An 18,699-nucleotide genomic window follows, 5' to 3' on the forward strand; every position below is an offset into this window, starting at 1 on the left:
ATTTTATGCGTCCGTTGCTATTTCACCGGGGGAGAGCCTTTTAACGACTTTGGCGGGATTTCCCGCAACGACAGTCCATGGTTCGACATCATGGGTAACAACGGAACGCGCACCGACCACTGCGCCATCGCCAATCGTTACACCCTTCAAGATAACCGCATCAAAACCAATCCATACATAGTCACCTATTTTGATAGATTTCTTGTCTACAACCGCCCAGTTTTTGTTTTTGATAAAGTTGCCGGAGCCCCAGTCTGCCAGTTGCTGCTTTTGATCATTAACCCTCTCTCTATAGTCGAGAGAATGGGAATTGTGGTCGTAAATAGTTATTCCCCACGCCATGGTAACCCAGTTGCCTATCTCAACTGAGCTGGCAGATATTATTCTGGATCCCCCGATAAAACAGCCGTTTCCAATTTTCACGAAGCCTGAATCCGTTTCAAATATTATTTTATTTTTTAATATGCAGTTATCCCCGATTTCAACACAGACAGTGTTTCGTTCGGTTCTAAACTCAACACCGAAAGATTTATCCAGAATCGAGTTACCACACCTAATTGCAGGGTGAGATTTAACAGCTTTACCTTGATAGATTCCGATCCCGTTAGTCTCCGTTTTTATTGTGGAGTCAACATTCGTTTTTTCCTCAACAACAAATCTGCGTAAAAAATCAATCAATTTGCGGTTCACTGTCAATTTCATCACGGTAGATAAACTCCTTACCCTCTAATATACCCTGGCAGATTACATCAAGCCCTAAACTTTTGCCTGGTGCCAAATCACTTTCCCCGTTTTTTAAACTCACCTTGAAAGGAGGGAATCCTTCATTCGGAATAACCATAGATAACGGTATCATCCTTCTGAAGAAAAAATGATAAGCATATTTTCTTGCCCTCATAACGCTCTCTCTATCAAGCCTTTTTCCAAAAGGAAGACTATCTAGTATTCCGACATATTCTTTTTGGGTGTTTGCATCCGAGGTTAACCCCTTATTCCTAACCCAGGCCTCACCAGCAACAATTACGGGTATGCCCCTTGCAGTCAACTCAACACCAGTTTTTGTTCCGTAGATAATAACCGAATCGCACGCTTCCATAGCCGCGTACGTACTTATTGGGCTTTCTGGCCCAATAACGAATATGTTCGTCGGCAATTCTCCGAATCGCTTATTTATCTCGTCCATTACACGCTGCCTTGACTTCACTGTACCCCGTATTTCTGCTGGGTGCACCCTGATCACTAATTGCAGTTCTTGTCGATCCGAAAAATATTTGATAGTTTCCGTAATCCAGTCCAACATGTTTGCGAATGCATTAGCTTTAAAATGGAGCTGAGCATCCCATACTACATTGGTTAGAAGACCGATTATAGGCTTGCACGGATCCAGACCTAGCTCCTGAGCAATTTTTGCCATTTCTTCTTCAGGCTTTTCGTGAAACCAGATCCAATCCCTCGTACCCTGCGTTCTGCTCTCAAGGTATGCCATAGTGCGCTCTTCCAGCGCCTGAGTCCAAGGCATATTATCCCAATGTTCGATCGGTTCCGAAATCATTGTGTGGTGGTAAGTATCCCCATGGCTAAAAATGAAGCGCTGTTTTCTATAAGCGGTTACCCAGTTAACGATACGGATTCCTTTCTTCCGGGCCACTTCGCCGACAATACCCAAAGGGATGTAGATGCCATGACTAAATACTACAACATCATATTTCTCTCGCTCAAACAACTCATTCACGGCATAAGTGGTAAGGAGGGCCGCCTCAAAAAACCGGCGAAGAATCGCCTCTCCGTTCGGCTCCCCTTCTAGTGTTCCCCTTGCAAAAAAACGTAAAGCGCCGGCAATCGCATGCTCTCCAACTGACATTCCTTCCAAATGGAAATTTGCTATTTCTTCAAATGGAGTTTCAGCACTAATAGAAGCCGCCGTGCTCCTGTCTTTTTCGGATATAAACTCGCCATATTTGTGAACCGCAATTCCCGCAGAACTGAAGCAACTTTCGCTATTTTCGAAACATCCCTTGCAATACCTTTCTTTGGGACCGACTCTCACGAATTCTCCCTCATCTGGATAATTATTTACGTTCCCTCTCAAACATGCTGGCAATGCTGAGTCACAGAGGAGCACCTCAGGAGCAGCTCCCCTCAAAGCAAGAGCTACTCCCAAGAGGCTTTCTATCGTTGCACTTGGAGCATCCCCGCCTATGCTCGTTGCAAGAAGTACCCTTATCGGACCGACTGATCTTTTCGATTTGTTTGATAAAAGATCACCAGTCCTTAACAGGGTCGCCCAGTCAGGAAAATTCTTGTGTACACTCCTTGATACGATTTTTCTCTTCCTCAAAAAGCGCTTAAGAAATGAATTTAATATTTGCCTCACGCTACCGCTCCAAAAAACAATTTCTGATATATATCATATCATCCGACCTGTACGTAAAGATGGCGATACATAAATTAAACACCGCTTGACTTTTTCCTTTGCTGCTAAAGCTCTGGGTCATCTGGAAGTGAACTAGGCAGTAGATACTTCGGACACCTCTGGCGTAAATGATATTTTTTTCCGCAATATAAAACAGAATCAAGCAAGCTGATGTAGCGACCACTGAGGATATTCGACCAGTCCCGAGAGAAGTTACTCGCTACTAACTTTTTGGTGCGTCCAACGCTCGGAAATTTCGCTTTTTTAATCGCAAAACGAGCAGTTTGTTTCAACTTTAAAATTGGCGATGTACGCAAAAACTGGGAGTACTTATTAGCATAAAGTTTCCGTGCACGATCGTTTTTCTCTTTAATATTCTTATATTCAGGACTTGACTTATCAGTGCTCCAGTTGCGGTAGTGGTGGAGAGACACGGGTTTTGTATAGACTATGTCATAGCCGGAAAACAACACCTTAGCTGTGAGATCCGGATCAATACCGTAATCCCGAAACGCTTCGCTGAAGCCAGCCACTTTATTAAGTACGGGAGTTCTCAACATGCCTTGGTTGACATTCAAAATGCCAACTTCCGAAATCCCGCCAATGTAAGGCGCATCGACAAATGGCCCCTGAACGTCACGGGTTTTCAGTCCAACCATCCCAATTCTTTGGTCGTACTCCAGAATATCAAATGCTATATCCAACCCCCTATTGACTACCACATTGTCGTCGCTAAGCCAGCAAACATAAGGAGTAGTAACCAAAGCGAAAACATCATTGTAGGCTTTTGCCTGACCGAGAAGCTTTCCGACAAGGAGAGGTTTGATAACATCGGACCGGATGGATTCCAGATATTTGACGGTACCGTCAGTCGAACCGGCATCAGTGATGAACAATACAAAAGGTGTCGTAGTTTCGCGTAGGATGCTTTCAACGCATCGCTGGATTTGATCAAGCCGATTGTATGTACCAACAACAATCGCTAGCTTTGGAGTTTCTGGGTTCATGAAAATTGCCTGTTTCTGTAAATGCATTCAATCAAAATAGGTTGACACAAACCGACGGATACCTTCTTCAACACATACCTGAGAATGAAATCCAATTTGCTTGAGCTTGCATGTGTCACCGACCAACCGTAATGGATCGCCTTGCCGACAAAGTCCAGTAAATTCAAAATTGACGGAACCTGTTTTCCCCATAGCCTCAACCAGTAGCTGTGCGATTGACGCTACGCTTGTTGGGATACCGGTCGCACCGTTAAGTATTATGGTTTCAGTTGTTGGGGACTGTTCGGCTACCTTCTCCACCAAAAGGGCAGCATCATCAGCATAAATAAAGTCTCGGAGCTCTGCCCCCGTTCCATCCAGCGTCAGAGTGTCGCCGCCTGCACTTAGTTTCCTTGCGATATCCCACAGCAACTGCTTCCGCAAACCGGAGCCATAGATTGAGAAGAATCGAATGATTGCAACGCGAATGCCAAAAATACGGTGTGCACCAAAACACAAATCTTCTGATACAAGTTTGTGAAGACCATAAGGTGACATGGGATTTAATGCACTTTCCTCACTCAACGTATTGGCGATTGACTCGCCATAGACGGCCGCACTGGATGGGTAAATCAGCAGAGACTCCGGCGCATGACGTCTCATCGACTCAATCACGGCAGCAGTCGTTAGTGTCGTTCTCTCGAAATCTTGCAGTGGCGCTTCCCAGGACTTTCCGACTGACCCACTGCCTGCGCAGTGAAAAACGACATCTGGTTTTTTTGTTATTTCAATTAACTTCGATAAGGACGACAAATTGACATCTGCCTCCAGCCAATGAGAAATACCATATTTCTTTGCTGAGAAATTGTTCGCCGAATGTCCAATACCTGAAACCATCCACCCTTGGTGGGAAAAATGTCGAGCTACATAGCTCCCAAGGAAACCGCTTGCACCTGTAATGATGATGTGCTTAGACATGGAGGATGCCCCTGTTTAACAATCGCCTCTTTATTCTGAATAGAAATCCAAGAAAGCCACTATTTAGAGTGGATAACTCATTTTGGGTCTCTGTCAATTTCTTACTAGTCTCTGTCAATTTCTTGCTGGTCTCTGTAAGTTTAGCCTTGAAGACGGCTTTCTCTTCTTCTTGTGCAACCAACTTCTTGTTGGTCTCAGCAAGCTTAGCTTTGAATGCAACTTTCTCTCTCTCTTGCACAACCAACTCTTTGCTGATTTCGATAAATTTGGCTTCGATAGCAGTAGCTTCTTCCACTTGCTCCTCTAACTCTTTACTGATTTCTACAAGTTTGGTTTTGATGGCTGCATCTTCCACTTGCGCCGCCAGCTCTTTGCTGACTTCGACAAGTTTTGACTCTAACACATGATTCTGGGTGAGCAATTTTCGGTTGAAATCAAGAGCAATATGCTTTTCGATTCTCTCAGCCCACAGCATGGCATGAAGGTTGTCTAGCTCTCCAATTTCCGCATGCAGCAAAAGCGGCTGCTTCTCCCCATCAGTATTTTTTATCAAATGTGAATAGGGCTTCGAATAATAAATGTTTTCTTGCAGCGGCAAGGAATCTTGATTCAAAAGCTTATTAAACACATCTTGGATGAAATTGAATTGCTCCCCACTACGTTTCACAAGAAAATAGTTTCTTGTTTGCCCATCGCTCGTCTTTCGAACAATATTCATCAAGAACTTATCGAAGATAAGTTTGGCAGGTGTGACTTCATGGTCAATCTGAAAGGCAACGTATCCTTGATTCTCTAGTTTTCCCAACGTTACAGAAAGCTTCTCGGTTCGGTCTTTATCAAGATTCTTGGAAGAGATTTCAAGCATTATTATTGCATCAGAACTTGCCAGGATTTCCGCGGCACCTTCAAGCACCTCATACTCAGCGCCTTCGACATCGATCTTAATCTTGTTTACCTGACTTATTCCCTGTTCTCGCATAACAGTATCGATCTGCCGAATCGGGAGCGTTAAACGGCCAGTAGTTTCTGACCTGTTCGTATCATAAATACCGCTAAATGATGGATCGGCAGCGGCGTAGAAATCTACTGTCCCATCATAGCTACCGATACAAACGTCTTGGCATGTAACAAGATGTTCAAACTTGTTAAGCCGAATATTCTCTTTCAACAACGACATAGATCGTACATCTGGCTCAAAAGCAAATACTCTTCCGTTGGAAACAAGGCGCTTCGCAGCACCAAGCGCATACATTCCAAAATTTGAACCAATATCTATAACAATATCCCCGGGCTTCAAGATTGCCATAAACAAACTGTAATCCCAACTCTCTTGAATGAAACCATAATAAATATCACAGCCCAGTCGATCCCCCAGATTTACCTGCACTGTCAGGCCGTCAAATCCATCCAATCTTCGAATATCGGCTTTTCCCCGAGGGTGCAATGTTTCACGCCAAACTTGAAGCTGCTTAGAGAACGCCGGAGCATATAAATTTTCTTCCAAGACTCCCTGCAAGCGTGAATATAACGCCTTGATGTGAACTTCTGAAATAGGTTTATCGGATGTATTAGAATCGACCATTGCCTTGCTATTTATTAATGGAGGAATTATATATCTCAGTTAATCCATAAGATATTGTTTCCACTAAACTATTTACATCCAATCCCAATAATTGCAAGACTTCCTGATTTGCTCCTGAGGGAGGAATATTTTCCATTCCAATGTAAGACATTATTATGCCGCTATGCTCAAACTGAATGGCAACCCTCGCTATGGTATCTCCCTGTCCACCAATAACATAGTGGTTATCTAGGCAGTAGACACGTTTACAACTCCCGATCTCTGTCCTCAGCCAATCTAAATCCACTTGGTTCAGCCATGGCAGGTTAATAACCTTAATTTTGATACCTTTCTCTTTTGCCAGTATGGCTGCGGCTTGAACTGCCGCACTAAGTAATACCGGTCCATAGGCGATGACCACAGCGTCACCACCACCAACCACGGTTAGGCCTTGGCCCAGTTTGGGCCGATAATCTTCTGGAAGTTCGTAAGGAATTTCCCACGGCAGAGATACCAGTCTGATATAGCAACTACCCGGCGCCTCATTGATACACCAGTCCAGTAATGGGCCGACTTCGGCTTCGCAGGAAGGCTCGATCAGGGTCATCCCTGGCATAGCGGCCAGAGCAGAAATATCGCGCACAGCCTGATGAGAATGCCCTGGTCCTCCGGGGATTACGCCAGCAAGCGAACCTACATAGATGATTTTTGTTCGCTCAGTAGCATTATTGTAGATCTGTTCGTTTGGCCTCGCAGAGAGGAAACAGGCAAATGAATGCACCACTGGCAGCAACCCCTTCAATGCCATGCCCCCCGCCACCGAGACCATATCCTGTTCGGCAATTCCACACTCAAAGAAACGGTTGGGGTATTGATCACGGAATGGGATGAGACCGGTATCAAGAATGAGGTCGGCGTCCAGAGCAACGAGTTCGGGATGCTTTTCGGCTTGCTCCAGCAAAGCTCGGGTATATGCGTTAATCAAACGCTGCGCCTTGGCGGGCGGTGGTGTGGAGGCCTCGCGCTCGACGGTCTCGTAGCTTAGGGCTACAGTACTTGCATCGTTCGTACGTTGTTGCAGACGGCTTATAATTTCCTGTGCTGCCAATCGGTAAGAACGGGCATCGGGCGCACCACTATGAAAACGGTACATAGCAACGTCAGAATCTAGCGAAGTGTGCTCCATAAAGGAAACCCCCTTGCCCTTGACGGTATCCGCGATAATGATCTTGGGCTGGGCTTCGCCTTCAAGTGAAGCGAGCGTAGCAGCCAATGCGCCGAGGTCGTTCCCGTCGCAACGCGCTACCCGCCACCCGAAAGCACGTAACTTGGCTTCCAGATCACCAAGATCGGAAACATTCTTAACGAATGTGTCTGACTGCAGCTTGTTGTGATCGATGATCACCGTAATCTCGTGAAGATTATGGTTGGCTGCTGAAATGAGAGATTCCCAGAATTGCCCCTCCTGAAGTTCTCCGTCTCCCGTCAACACAAACACTCGCCCCGGTCGCTCGGCAAGACGGTTTGCGTAAATCATCCCTTTTGCCTTTGACACCCCCATACCAAGAGAACCGGTGTTAGTAACAATACCGGGCGTACCAATGTCTGGGTGGCCGGGAAGGCCATCAACGCGACGCAACTTATGAATAAGATCAAACGGAAGACGCCCCAGACCTATGAGCACCGCATAGTAACCAGGTGCATCATGTCCCTTGGAACTGAAGAAGGTGTCACCCTGTGTCTGAGGGGATTCGGCAATATCGAGCTCCTCCAGCAGCAGCCAGCAGAAAATTTCCATACTACTAAAACTGCTGCCGATATGCCCTGATCCAGAACAAGCAATCATGTAGAGGGCGTTTAGACGGCACATGTCCGCAAAAATCGAAGCCCGCTGTTCTCTAGGCAAATCGAGACTACGAATTCGCTCAAATTCATTGTAAGGAAGGTAGTACAATGTGCCTTCTACGGCTTGTCCAACTTGATCACCCACTTTTAGGCTCCTTGTTATTCTGTAATGGTATAAGGTGAAAGCTCAATTGATGGCAGCTTTGCTTCTTGATTAGCCAGCAGCCACTCAGCCATACACCAGTCTTCCGGTTCATTAATATCGAAGCCCTCCAGCCCCTGGCTGACGAAAGGTATAATAGCTTCACCAGCAATACTGTTCTGTTCAAGAGGCACTTTTGTCCACGCAATTTCCAAGCTGGCATCCTGAACGTAGACCTCAGGTAAAGCGGCGTACTGGCTACTGTGCCAAGGGGTCGAACCATTACTAAAAGGCATCAGTGGCAGCATGCGGTTGCCACGGATGACCCACATTTTTCCAGGATGCTGCTTGCACCTTTCAACAGCACGAAGGGAGTCGGCAGTTGGATTTTTGCTGAATTCCCCCCAAGCGCGCTGAATCGTTTGCGGTAACCGGAAAGGCGAGGTCGGCCTCAAAATACTGAAAACGTCGAACTCTCGGCCCGATTGTTTCAGCATATTGAGCACCCAGATCACCCAGTCGATATCTGGCGATTTGTCGCCAGAAATTTCTCCACCTCGAAGGAACGGAACTTCTGCGCCATAATGACGTGCCACAGCGGCATGCTGCTCGCTATCAGTCGCACAAATAACAGCATCGAATACACCACTATCAATCGCAGCACGAATGGAGTACGCAAGCATCGGATGACCATTGAGGAGCCGGACGTTCTTATTGGGAACTCGCTTCGACCCTGAACGAGCCGGGATAAAAGCAACGGTACGAAGCTTCTCGGTATTCATAGCTGATTCTCGCGCACTAAAAAAGAAATGCTTTTAAGTTCAGAATAGACATCCAATGCTTCAACCCCGGGCTCACGCGTACCATTGCCTGACGCACCAAAACCACCGAAAGGCATATGCGGTTCACTACCAAAGGTACCAATATTGACATTTGCCACGCCCGCTTTGACGCGCTGTGCGAACCACATTGCGCGGTCGACACTACAGGTGTGGATAGCAGCAGTGAGACCATATTCTGAGGCATTGGCAAGCTGCAACGCTTCGCCGATATTTTCGACGACATGAAGGCTAGCCACCGGACCGAAAACTTCCTTGCTACTTAATTTGGCGTTCGCAGCCAAACCTTCGATAATGGTTGGCTGGATATAATAGCCTCTAGCCAGTTCTGTGCCTGTCGGGGCAGCGCCACCACAAAGAATGCGCCCGCCCTCTGCCGCAGCTGTTTCAATGGCGGCAAGAATAGATTGTTGCTGCCGCTTACTTACAACCGGACCGAGATCACAATCTGCGCTCACGCCCAATTTAAGGTTTTGTGCTTTTGCAACCAGCTTGTTGCGAAACACTTCGTATATATCCTTGAACACAATGATGCGACTGCCAGCGGCACAACGTTGGCCAGCATTACTAAAAGCGGAAAGTGACGCCCAATGGACAGCTTGATCGAGGTCGGCATCATCACAAACCACAAAAGGATTTTTGCCGCCAAGTTCTAGCGATATCCGGGCCAATCGCTTCCCCGCTGTTTCTGCAATCCATTTGCCCACGCTTGTTGAGCCGGTAAAGCTGACCACATTCACTCGCTCATCGTTTACCAAAGCAGCACCCGCAAGTTGCCCACGCCCCTGAATAACATTAAAAACGCCATCCGGGAGCCCCGCTTCTTTTGTCAATTCAGCAAAAAGAAGCGCAATGCTTGGTGAGTCTTCGGCCGCCTTCAAAACGACGGTGTTGCCGCAAATAAGAGCAGGAAAGGTTTTCCATGCAATATTGGCGATTGGGGTATTGGCAGGAACGATCAGGCCTGCGATTCCACGCGGCTGTCGGACGGTATGACTATATTTGCCAGGCATGCTTGATGTGAGTGAACGACCATAAAGTCGCGTTCCCTCGCCAGCAAAATATTCTCCTTGGAGAATAGCGCCGCCCACTTCGCCTCTTGCATCCTGAGGAGGTTTTCCTGTTTCCAGTGCGATGCAATCAGCTAGCTCGTTTGCACTGCGCTTTATGGCTGCGACGATGTCAGCGAGAACCTGACCGCGCCTGATTGGTGTCAACTCAGACCAGGAAAGAAAGGCATCCGCAGCCGCTTTCACAGCACGTTGAGTATCCACCTCTGACGAATCAGCAAATTGACAGAGTAATTCGCCATTATGCGGATTAAATTTATCCAACCACCCAGCTGTTTCAGGCTGTTTTTTGAGACCATTGATCCAGTTGGAAATGCGCGGAGTTTGTTTCATCACAGTCATATTGCCGTCCAACCGCCATCAATAATGAGGTTAGCTCCCGTCATATACCCCGAAGCAGGGCTAGCAAGAAATAGAACCGAACCGTTGTACTCATCGGCATTTGCCATCCGACCAACAGGAATACGTCCACAGTAGACATCCAAAAATGTTCGCTCCTGATTGTTGAAAACTCCCGCTATGGTCAAAGTGTTTACCCGAACGTTTTTCTTGGCCCAATACACTGCAAGATAGCGTGTCATATTAAAAATACCAGATTTTGAAACAGAATAAGCCACAGGCTTATAAAAAGTTTCACCACGCTGGCGTCGATATTCGTAAAGACTCTGATCAGGAGCAACTACTCCATAGATGGAGGCAACGTTAATGATTGAGCCTTTGGCAGCATTGGCCATCGCAGCACCAAACACTTGGCAGCAAAGATAAACCCCTTTCAGATTGACATCCATTACCCTATCCCAAGAATCTTCGGGATAATCCTCAAAAGGACCGTTTTCTTCAGGTGGCGCAGAAGGAGGCGAGTCAATAGCCGCGTTGTTAATCAACACAGTTGGGGTTCCAAAGTGATTGACTGTGTCAGCCAGGGAACGTTGCAAAGTAGCTTTATCTGTGACATCTACCCCACTAAAAAAAAAATTATCTGGATAATCCGCGATCAGCGTTTGAATAAAGGAAGATGGACGCAAATCAAGCCCCACAACACATGCACCGCGTTGCAGAAAAGTTTTTGCATATTCACCACCTAATTGGCCGGAAACGCCTGTAACCAACACAATCTCGCTGCTGACATCAAAAAGTTCATCAGGCAGCATAAATCCCTACCAAATCTAAAGTGTCTTCTTTTGCATGAAAAATCAGGTCGCAAATTTCGCGTACCGCCCCATACCCCCCCGGCTTAGTAGTTCGGTAAGCGACGTGAGCAAAAACCTCAGGGTAAGCATCTGCGACTGCAATAGGCAAACCGACCGATTTAAGTGCGGCTATATCATTGATATCATTTCCGATAAAGGCGGTTTCTGTCGGATGCACACCCAAATCCATACAGGCTTGCAGTACGGCTTGAGCTTTGTCCTCCACTGCTTGTTTACACGCCATTTTTAATTTGTTTGCCCTGACGGTCACGACTGGGTTGGCTTCGGTGGAGATAATCAAAGTCTCGATACCAATTGATCTCAACCTTGAAATACCAAGACCGTCGCTACGCCAACAACGCACAGACTCGTTACCGTCTTGAGAGACCAAAACAGTGTTATCAGTAAAAACCCCATCAAAATCGAAGATAACCAACCGCACAGCTCGCAGCAGCTTCACAAGATCAGGAACTATCTCCATCATGCACTATTCTTAACAGAAATGGCATCAAAGGTCACTAATTCACCTGCAGAGATTTTGCAAATTGCAGTGGCACCAATTACCTCTGAAGACTGACGTATAGGTATGCCTTCATTATCATAAATCTTTCCAGTCAAATCATCAATTGAGATAGTCTGGCCAACTTGAATATCATGAAGCGCAACAATTGATTTGCCGAGCTTCTTAAAAACAAATTCACTCCCAAGTTCTGACTCGTGCTTGGGCGTCATCATTTCAGGAACGCGCTTGATGTCTCTCACGAACTTCCGGAAACCATCATGCTCCAAAGAAAACCCATGATCCGCTCCCTGCCACGCCCTATTCAAAGTTACATGCTTCTCAAAAACGCGCGCACCCTTCATATAAGCGATAGGCCCTGACAAAATTCCGTTGAAATGATCGGATAACCCAATAGTGCATTCAGGAAATTCTTTAATTAGAATTTCAATGTTATTTAAACCTAGACGGTTATGTTCACATGGATACTCAGAGACGCAGTGCAACACTGCAATTTCTTTCACTCCCTTTAACAATTCCTCCACGCTGGAGCGAATTTGGTGCGCTTTTCCTCCGCCGCAACTGATTACGACCGGAAAACCTGCTGCAGCAATACGCTTTAATAACGGAAGATTTCCAAGATCAAAAGAAGCAACTTTGATCAGGTCGACACCAACCTCGCAAAGCAGCTCCAAACTCGGCTCATCAAAGGGTGTTGACATAAACTTTACATTATACTTTTTGCAATCGGCTTTAAGTATAGGCAACCACTCCGGCCGAAGCTCAAGATGCTCCCTGTGTGCTCCATAAGTTTCTGCAAATGAATGTTCACTATTATACGGAGCATTGTAGCCACATTCAGAAAAAAGATACTTGTTGTTTCTTGTTTGAAACTTAATTGCGTCAGCTCCGGCATCGGCAAACACTTTTATATAATTACGGGCAATCTCAAGATCACCCTGATGATTATTGCCAACCTCGGCAATGATAAAAGGTTGATCACCTGATTTGTAACTCGTTAGCATTATTGTTCCTTAATTGTTAGTTTTTATTACACCCTACAAAAATAACATTATCTCTGGAGTAATCGTCTTCAAATCGTATGATGTCATTTTCTCCGACATACCTGCTGCTTTGCATTTCAATTATCATGTAAGGTGTGTTGCCTAAGTTTGTAAAACGACGTTGTGGTCAACAGAGAAATATAGACTCATTGGTGTTGGCGACAGCCCATGCTCACTGGATAGCGGCGCATTTGCTGGTTGAGACACGCCATCGATTCGGTTTCGATGCGAGTGATCTTGAATTCTTTAGGCCATATATGGACCATGTGAAATGCTCAGCTTCTCTCAAATTGCTGGACTTGTGATCTTTTGTGGACAACATGAAAAGCCCATTGAATGCTAATGATAGAGGCGTTCCACGAAAAAACGGAGGACGGGCACCATTTGTCTTGTAATTTGTTATTACTGAGAAGCGGGCGGATTTTAGTCGATGCGTAATCCAGCAGCACATTTATTTTTTGTTCTTTAAATTTCATTTTAATCTTGGTCAGAAAGGAAAGGCAATTCTAGACCGCACTGTTACATCGGCATCAACTTGATCAAAACAGCCTCACGTCAACTCCTTCGCCAAAGGTTTCTGCAATAGTTACGTAATGATGACACGAAGTTTATCGGTGCTTCGCAGAAAACCAATGGGATAGCTAGAACTTCTAGTAATCAACCGTACCAACCCCCCTTAATGGATATTGGTTTGTCCTCTACAAAAAATCATTTTAGCGGCTCAAGTTATAAAAAAATTATACCTCAAAAGTATGGAAGAGAGCAATCTTAGCCTCTTCCAACTCACGGTAAATCCGCTCTCCATCTCAACGCTCATGAGCAACCTACTGCACAAGCATTTTTCATCATCTTGAGGTAATTAAAAACCAGCCGCGTATTGCGAACCAGTTCGCGCATTTTTTGTACCACGCTGGTTACGCCCCTGAATTTAATGAGGCCGATGGCGAAGCGTCGTATCCGGGTGATGTTCACGGGGCCATGTCCTGTGCGAATACGGCAGCGGTCTTCGTTATAGTTCCAATCGATTACAGAGTGGCGACTGTTTTCGATGACCTAATGCTCGCGGTTCGTCTTGAGAATTTTTACAGCGTTGGCCTTCTCAGACAAACATTGGGTCAGCCCGTAAACGACTTCGTTGCTTTGTTCCCCGGTTTTCTTGTCGATGCTTTCCCGCTCGTTCACAAAGGCTTGACCAATACGGGGAAAATCCAGGTACAGGTTGAGCGCCGTAGTTGTCCAGATTTTGCCGATTTCGATGTGTCCATGATTGGATTGATGTCAATGAAGTCCGGCGTTTGCCGATTCTTGAAAAAGAGGGCGATATCTTGGCGTAACGTAGGCTGATTGTCTTTTACGGTGAAGTGGTAGTCGCCTTGGCGGTCAACGATATATTAACCAGCTTGCGTTGGGCCAGTAGCGCATCGGAGGTGATGGTCTTGCATTGGGAGGCTGATAACATCCAGGAGCGGGATAGCCGTGGTTATTTCGTTAGTTTGTTTTTGCTCATCGTTACTGCCCTCTATCGGCAGAGTACCAACTTTTTTTGGGTGTAACAGGCCTTGGTCTGATGACCGACAGCGCTCATGACATGGGTTTGGCGACCTTTCTTCATCAATCGCGCTTTTCATAGTCTTGCCGTCTATGGCAAGGCTTTCGTCCTCCTGTCCGTGTACCTTATGCCACTGTTGCAGAGCCAAGTCGAGTTGATCCGGCCCCAAGCTGATGATGAATTCGCTGGACGCCTGGAAGCTGCCATCCGTAAGCGGCGATGAATCCGCTCTCGTGCCTTAGGGCCAAGCGTTTTGGCCCAATCTCAGATGGCTTTGTAGCCCTGCATGCCGCACACTATCGCAGCTGCAGAGATAGCGAGCACCGTGGCCAGCGAATGGCGGCATCCTTGGGCGCGACGCGGGTCGGGAATAGTGGTAAAAGTCGTACGGCGATTGCATTTTTTGGCGGACAACATGTGATTAGAGGCCCCGAGTTGATAAGGAGATCCGGATACGGGCCGTAAAGTACGGTCTGTATCCTATCAAAATAGGCACTTTATTCAACAAGGCGGTGGATGTCCAGAGCTGGCAGCCAATCTCTTACGGATATTGGGTTTGCTGGTAGAACTAATCTACCGTGGCCCACCGAAGGTTTCTATTGTGACTACTCCAGAAATAGGAATGAGTGTTTTCGGTTCGGTTTCACCCAAAGAGTGACTGTTAAGTTCTTAGATAGTTGCCTCCTTGCGGCATAATTTCAATTAGTTAGAAAAATTTGGCAAGAGTGAAATGCTCTTTTTGGGATCAAACTTCGCGCTTGGTTATTTGTACGGTGAGCTAAGCAGTTATCCCAGAAACTTTTGACCAATGCCGCAATGATGTGAGCTGGACAGCACGGGGATTATACAAAATACTCCGATTCCGCCAATGGTTTAGCCTGTTGATCTTTTACGGACAAAATCGGGGAGTCTTGGATGGGCCATTGAATACCGATGGCAGGGTCATTCCAGGCAATGCTGCGCTCGAATTCAGGCGCCCAGTAGTCAGTGGTTTTGTAGAGGAACTCTGCGGTATCCGAAATAACCATAAAACCATGCGCAAAGCCTTCGGGAATCCAGATCATGCGTTTATTTTCCGCAGACAGTTCCACTGCCGCATGTCGCCCAAATGCGGGCGACATGCGGCGAATATCTACGGCTACGTCAAAAACTGCCCCTTGCACTACACGCACCAGTTTGCCTTGCGGCTGCTGGATTTGATAATGCAGACCGCGCAGCACGTTTTTTACAGAACGGCTGTGATTGTCCTGCACGAAATCGACATCGCGCCCAATCAGGTCGGCAAATTGACGGCGGTTAAAGCTTTCGAAAAAAAAGCCGCGTTCGTCGCCAAACACTTTAGGTTCGATGATGAGCACATCAGGAATGGTCGTAGAAATTACTTTCACAACCGCCCCCCTTCTTTCAGCAAACGTTGCAGGTATTGCCCGTAGCCATTTTTAGCGAGCGGCTTAGCCAACTTTTCAAGTTGCTTGGCGTCAATGAACCCTTTGCGATAGGCGATTTCTTCCGGACAAGCCACCTTCAAGCCCTGTCGATGTTCGATAGTCTCGATGAAATTGCTGGCTTCGATCAGACTCTCGTGAGTACCGGTATCGAGCCAAGCGTAACCTCGTCCCATGATTTCCACATTGAGTTGGTCGCGCTCAAGATAAATACGGTTCAAATCGGTAATCTCCAACTCGCCCCGAGCAGATGGCTTAAGGTTGGCGGCAATATCGACGACCTGATTGTCGTAAAAATATATTCCAGTGACAGCATAGTTGCTCTTAGGATTTGCGGGCTTTTCTTCCAGACTGGTAGCATGGCCTTGCGCGTCAAAAGCTACTACGCCGTAACGCTCCGGGTCTTGCACATGGTAAGCAAAGACAGTAGCGCCTTGTTTACGCATTGTGGCGTGCTCAAGTTGGGTATGCAAATCGTGGCCATAGAAAATATTATCTCCCAACACCAGCGCACTTGGAGCATCGCCAATGAAGTCTCGACCAATGATAAATGCTTGGGCAAGGCCGTCCGGACTGGGTTGCACCGCGTATTGCAGATTAAGGCCCCATTCGCTACCGTTACCAAGCAGTTGCTCAAAACGCGGTATATCCTGCGGGGTGGAAATGATCAGGATCTCTCGAATACCCGCCAGCATCAAAGTGCTGAGTGGGTAGTAGATCATCGGCTTATCATAAATGGGTAGCAGTTGTTTAGAAACTACTTTGGTCACCGGGTAAAGCCGGGTGCCGGAGCCACCAGCTAAAATAATGCCTTTGCGTTGGGTCATAATTACTTCTCAAGAATTTCGGTAAGCATGCGAGTAACGCCGCTTTGCCAATGGGGTAGATTCAGGCCGAAGGTGTTTTGCAGTTTCCGGGTATCCAGGCGCGAATTCTTGGGCCGCGGAGCGGGCAATGGAAATGCACTGGCGGGCACGGGCTGGACTGCTTCAGGCGTAACCTTTATCGCGATACCTGCTTGGCGGGCAAATTCAATTACAAAACTGGCGTAGCCGTGCCAAGAAGTTTCGCCTCCTGCCGCCAGATTATACAGGCCACTGACATCAGGACGCTGCTGGGCTACTCGAATAGCATGGGCAGTTGCATCGGCCAGCAACTCTGCACCGGTAGGCGCACCAATCTGGTCGTTGATGACGGTGAGACAATCCCGCTCTTGCGCTAGCCGCAACATGGTTTTTGCAAAATTACCGCCGCGCGCGGCATAAACCCAGCTGGTTCGAAAAATAACGTGTTGACAGTCCGAAGAGCGAATAGCATCTTCACCTTCCAGTTTGGTTTTGCCATAGACACTCAGTGGACCGGTAGGATCGGTTTCGATCCACGGTTGGTCGCCGCTGCCGTCATACACATAATCGGTGGAATAATGGATGAGCCAAGCACCGCTACGCTTGGCTTCTTGAGCCAAAACTTCAGGGGCTCGTGCGTTAATAATACGAGCTAACTCTGGCTCGCTTTCGGCTTTGTCGACTGCGGTATGGGCTGCGGCATTGACGATGATATCAGGGACGACGTCGCGAACGGTTTGGGCAATGCCATCCAGCTTGGTGAAGTCGCCGCACAGATTCTGACTGTCAGTACCCAGCGCCACCAACTCACCCAAAGGCGCAAGGCTGCGTTGCAACTCCCAGCCGACTTGACCGCCTTTACCAAACAGAAGGATTCTCATGTTTGGCTATTCCTGCCCGGCACTTTTCTATCGATGATGCCATGCAAATTTGCTCCAGACAGATTTATCATGCAGTGCGCCCTGTGTAGTTCTTCTCTACCCATTCGCGGTAGCTGCCGGATTGAACATTGGCTACCCAACTCTGGTTTTCCAGATACCATTGAACCGTTTTCCGAATACCGGTTTCGAAAGTTTCGGTCGGCTTCCAACCAAGCTCTCGCTCTATTTTGCTCGCATCAATGGCATAGCGTCGATCATGACCGGGACGATCCGTAACATAGGTAATTTGTTCACGATAGCTCTTGCTGTCCGCTCTGGCTTGGAGTTCATCAAGCAATGCGCAAACAGTGTGGACAATGTCGATATTAGGTTTTTCATTCCAGCCACCGATGTTGTAGACCTCGCCGACTTTTCCTGCTTCCAGTACTCGCCGAATGGCGCTGCAATGGTCTTTGACGTAGAGCCAGTCTCGGATTTGCTGCCCATCGCCATAAACGGGCAAGTGTTTACCTGCGAGAGCATTGATAATCATCAGCGGGATAAGCTTTTCCGGAAAATGATACGGGCCGTAGTTGTTGGAACAGTTAGTGGTGAGCACAGGCAAGCCGTAGGTATGGTGGTAGGCACGCACCAAGTGATCGCTGGCGGCTTTGCTGGCCGAGTAAGGACTGTTGGGCTCATAGCGGTGGGTTTCGGTAAAGGCTGGATCATCTTTAACGAGAGAACCATAAACTTCATCGGTGGAAACATGCAGAAAACGAAAGTTTTGTTTGGCTTCGTCTTGCAGCTCGTTCCAATAAGCTCGTACCGCTTCCAGCAGACGAAAAGTACCGACGATATTGGTTTGGATGAAATCTTCCGGGCCGTGGATAGACCGATCTACATGACTCTCGGCTGCAAAATTGATGATAGCGCGGGGGCGATGCTGGACGAGCAGCCTGTCCACCAAGATGGAGTCGCCGATGTCGCCTTGCACAAAAAGATGACGCTCATCGCGAGCCAGTGACTCAAGATTCTGGCGGTTGCCTGCATAAGTGAGTGCGTCGAGATTGATGACAGTTTCGTCGGATTGCGCCAACCAATCCAATACAAAATTTGCACCGATAAACCCGGCTCCGCCCGTTACTAAAATCATTCAATATGCCTAAAATATTTATGTTCTCTGCAATATTGCTTGCCGAGGCGCATTTGCGCTTTTATGAAATTCGTGAGTCTCTTGGGGGACAGCATCTTTGTGAATTGTCTAACCATATTTTTGCTAGTTTAACCTACGAGGAGAAAGAGGAACAAATTTTTATGGTAATTGAAAACTAAGGCAGAAATCTTAATGCCTGTTTTGTTCCCATAAACCACATGCCATTTAAATTATCTTCTAGTACGTGATTCAAGTTT

At 47.0% G+C, this 18,699-nt stretch carries 17 protein-coding genes and 1 pseudogene; all 18 read right to left on the minus strand.

Annotated elements, in window-relative coordinates:
* Nucleotides 1-3 precede the first annotated feature (3 nt).
* On the minus strand, nt 4-702 hold the full coding sequence (locus EPO18_RS04690) for an acyltransferase (protein WP_292431290.1): 699 nt from the start codon (nt 700-702) through the stop codon (nt 4-6).
* Complete coding sequence (locus EPO18_RS04695) at nt 671-2,374, minus strand: capsular polysaccharide export protein, LipB/KpsS family (protein ID WP_292431186.1); 1,704 nt, start codon at nt 2,372-2,374, stop codon at nt 671-673. The genes EPO18_RS04690 and EPO18_RS04695 overlap by 32 nt, the downstream gene beginning before the upstream one ends.
* A gap of 104 nt (nt 2,375-2,478) precedes the next feature.
* Nucleotides 2,479-3,420 carry a glycosyltransferase family 2 protein gene (locus tag EPO18_RS04700; protein WP_292431189.1) on the minus strand — a complete coding sequence of 314 codons (942 nt, stop codon included), beginning with the start codon at nt 3,418-3,420 and terminating at the stop codon, nt 2,479-2,481.
* Between the two features lie 27 nt (nt 3,421-3,447).
* The gene (locus tag EPO18_RS04705) at nt 3,448-4,377 is read right to left on the minus strand and encodes an NAD-dependent epimerase/dehydratase family protein (protein WP_292431192.1); all 930 of its coding nucleotides are present in this window, start codon (nt 4,375-4,377) and stop codon (nt 3,448-3,450) included.
* The gene (locus EPO18_RS04710) at nt 4,370-5,959 is read right to left on the minus strand and encodes an FkbM family methyltransferase (RefSeq protein ID WP_292431194.1); all 1,590 of its coding nucleotides are present in this window, start codon (nt 5,957-5,959) and stop codon (nt 4,370-4,372) included. Before EPO18_RS04710 ends, EPO18_RS04705 begins: the two co-directional genes overlap by 8 nt.
* A 7-nt stretch (nt 5,960-5,966) precedes the next feature.
* Nucleotides 5,967-7,928: a transketolase C-terminal domain-containing protein gene (locus tag EPO18_RS04715; RefSeq protein WP_292431197.1), complete on the minus strand. Its 1,962-nt coding sequence runs from the start codon at nt 7,926-7,928 to the stop codon at nt 5,967-5,969.
* A gap of 14 nt (nt 7,929-7,942) precedes the next feature.
* On the minus strand, nt 7,943-8,707 hold the full coding sequence (locus EPO18_RS04720; protein WP_292431198.1) for an acylneuraminate cytidylyltransferase family protein: 765 nt from the start codon (nt 8,705-8,707) through the stop codon (nt 7,943-7,945).
* Nucleotides 8,704-10,176 (minus strand): aldehyde dehydrogenase family protein, encoded by a 1,473-nt coding sequence (locus EPO18_RS04725; protein ID WP_292431200.1) that lies wholly within the window; start codon nt 10,174-10,176, stop codon nt 8,704-8,706. The genes EPO18_RS04720 and EPO18_RS04725 overlap by 4 nt, the downstream gene beginning before the upstream one ends.
* Nucleotides 10,173-10,985, minus strand: a complete 813-nt coding sequence (locus tag EPO18_RS04730; RefSeq protein ID WP_292431203.1) for an SDR family oxidoreductase — start codon at nt 10,983-10,985, stop codon at nt 10,173-10,175. The genes EPO18_RS04725 and EPO18_RS04730 overlap by 4 nt, the downstream gene beginning before the upstream one ends.
* Nucleotides 10,975-11,508 (minus strand): KdsC family phosphatase, encoded by a 534-nt coding sequence (locus EPO18_RS04735; protein WP_292431205.1) that lies wholly within the window; start codon nt 11,506-11,508, stop codon nt 10,975-10,977. The genes EPO18_RS04730 and EPO18_RS04735 overlap by 11 nt, the downstream gene beginning before the upstream one ends.
* Nucleotides 11,505-12,548 carry an N-acetylneuraminate synthase family protein gene (locus tag EPO18_RS04740; protein WP_292431207.1) on the minus strand — a complete coding sequence of 348 codons (1,044 nt, stop codon included), beginning with the start codon at nt 12,546-12,548 and terminating at the stop codon, nt 11,505-11,507. Before EPO18_RS04740 ends, EPO18_RS04735 begins: the two co-directional genes overlap by 4 nt.
* A 16-nt stretch (nt 12,549-12,564) precedes the next feature.
* Nucleotides 12,565-12,693, minus strand: a pseudogene (locus EPO18_RS20695) (hypothetical protein); the annotation flags it as partial.
* A gap of 707 nt (nt 12,694-13,400) precedes the next feature.
* On the minus strand, nt 13,401-13,559 hold the full coding sequence (locus tag EPO18_RS04745; RefSeq protein WP_292431210.1) for a hypothetical protein: 159 nt from the start codon (nt 13,557-13,559) through the stop codon (nt 13,401-13,403).
* An 841-nt stretch (nt 13,560-14,400) separates the two neighbouring features.
* Nucleotides 14,401-14,553: a transposase family protein gene (locus EPO18_RS20700; protein ID WP_363331477.1), complete on the minus strand. Its 153-nt coding sequence runs from the start codon at nt 14,551-14,553 to the stop codon at nt 14,401-14,403.
* 425 nt (nt 14,554-14,978) lie between these two features.
* Nucleotides 14,979-15,524: a dTDP-4-dehydrorhamnose 3,5-epimerase gene (rfbC, locus tag EPO18_RS04750; protein WP_292431212.1), complete on the minus strand. Its 546-nt coding sequence runs from the start codon at nt 15,522-15,524 to the stop codon at nt 14,979-14,981.
* Nucleotides 15,521-16,408 carry a glucose-1-phosphate thymidylyltransferase RfbA gene (gene rfbA, locus EPO18_RS04755; RefSeq protein ID WP_292431215.1) on the minus strand — a complete coding sequence of 296 codons (888 nt, stop codon included), beginning with the start codon at nt 16,406-16,408 and terminating at the stop codon, nt 15,521-15,523. Before rfbA ends, rfbC begins: the two co-directional genes overlap by 4 nt.
* A gap of 2 nt (nt 16,409-16,410) precedes the next feature.
* Nucleotides 16,411-17,307 carry a dTDP-4-dehydrorhamnose reductase gene (gene rfbD / locus EPO18_RS04760; protein ID WP_292431217.1) on the minus strand — a complete coding sequence of 299 codons (897 nt, stop codon included), beginning with the start codon at nt 17,305-17,307 and terminating at the stop codon, nt 16,411-16,413.
* A 67-nt stretch (nt 17,308-17,374) separates the two neighbouring features.
* Nucleotides 17,375-18,442, minus strand: a complete 1,068-nt coding sequence (gene rfbB / locus EPO18_RS04765) for a dTDP-glucose 4,6-dehydratase (protein ID WP_292431219.1) — start codon at nt 18,440-18,442, stop codon at nt 17,375-17,377.
* Nucleotides 18,443-18,699 lie beyond the last annotated feature (257 nt).

Source organism: Methylobacter sp. (assembly GCF_004322395.1).
In the GTDB taxonomy this organism is placed as follows: Bacteria; Pseudomonadota; Gammaproteobacteria; order Methylococcales; family Methylomonadaceae; genus Methylobacter_A.

Excerpts from the sequence above, each read along its gene's own strand:
- EPO18_RS04730 (WP_292431203.1), bottom strand. The coding sequence starts at position 10,985 with ATGCTGCCTGATGAACTTTTTGATGTCAGCAGCGAGATTGTGTTGGTT.
- rfbA (WP_292431215.1), bottom strand. The coding sequence starts at position 16,408 with ATGACCCAACGCAAAGGCATTATTTTAGCTGGTGGCTCCGGCACCCGG.
- EPO18_RS04690 (WP_292431290.1), bottom strand. The coding sequence starts at position 702 with ATGAAATTGACAGTGAACCGCAAATTGATTGATTTTTTACGCAGATTT.
- rfbD (WP_292431217.1), bottom strand. The coding sequence starts at position 17,307 with ATGAGAATCCTTCTGTTTGGTAAAGGCGGTCAAGTCGGCTGGGAGTTG.
- EPO18_RS04740 (WP_292431207.1), bottom strand. The coding sequence starts at position 12,548 with ATGCTAACGAGTTACAAATCAGGTGATCAACCTTTTATCATTGCCGAG.
- EPO18_RS04700 (WP_292431189.1), bottom strand. The coding sequence starts at position 3,420 with ATGAACCCAGAAACTCCAAAGCTAGCGATTGTTGTTGGTACATACAAT.
- EPO18_RS04725 (WP_292431200.1), bottom strand. The coding sequence starts at position 10,176 with ATGACTGTGATGAAACAAACTCCGCGCATTTCCAACTGGATCAATGGT.
- EPO18_RS04720 (WP_292431198.1), bottom strand. The coding sequence starts at position 8,707 with ATGAATACCGAGAAGCTTCGTACCGTTGCTTTTATCCCGGCTCGTTCA.
- rfbB (WP_292431219.1), bottom strand. The coding sequence starts at position 18,442 with ATGATTTTAGTAACGGGCGGAGCCGGGTTTATCGGTGCAAATTTTGTA.
- EPO18_RS20700 (WP_363331477.1), bottom strand. The coding sequence starts at position 14,553 with ATGTTGTCCGCCAAAAAATGCAATCGCCGTACGACTTTTACCACTATT.
- EPO18_RS04710 (WP_292431194.1), bottom strand. The coding sequence starts at position 5,959 with ATGGTCGATTCTAATACATCCGATAAACCTATTTCAGAAGTTCACATC.
- EPO18_RS04705 (WP_292431192.1), bottom strand. The coding sequence starts at position 4,377 with ATGTCTAAGCACATCATCATTACAGGTGCAAGCGGTTTCCTTGGGAGC.
- EPO18_RS04735 (WP_292431205.1), bottom strand. The coding sequence starts at position 11,508 with ATGATGGAGATAGTTCCTGATCTTGTGAAGCTGCTGCGAGCTGTGCGG.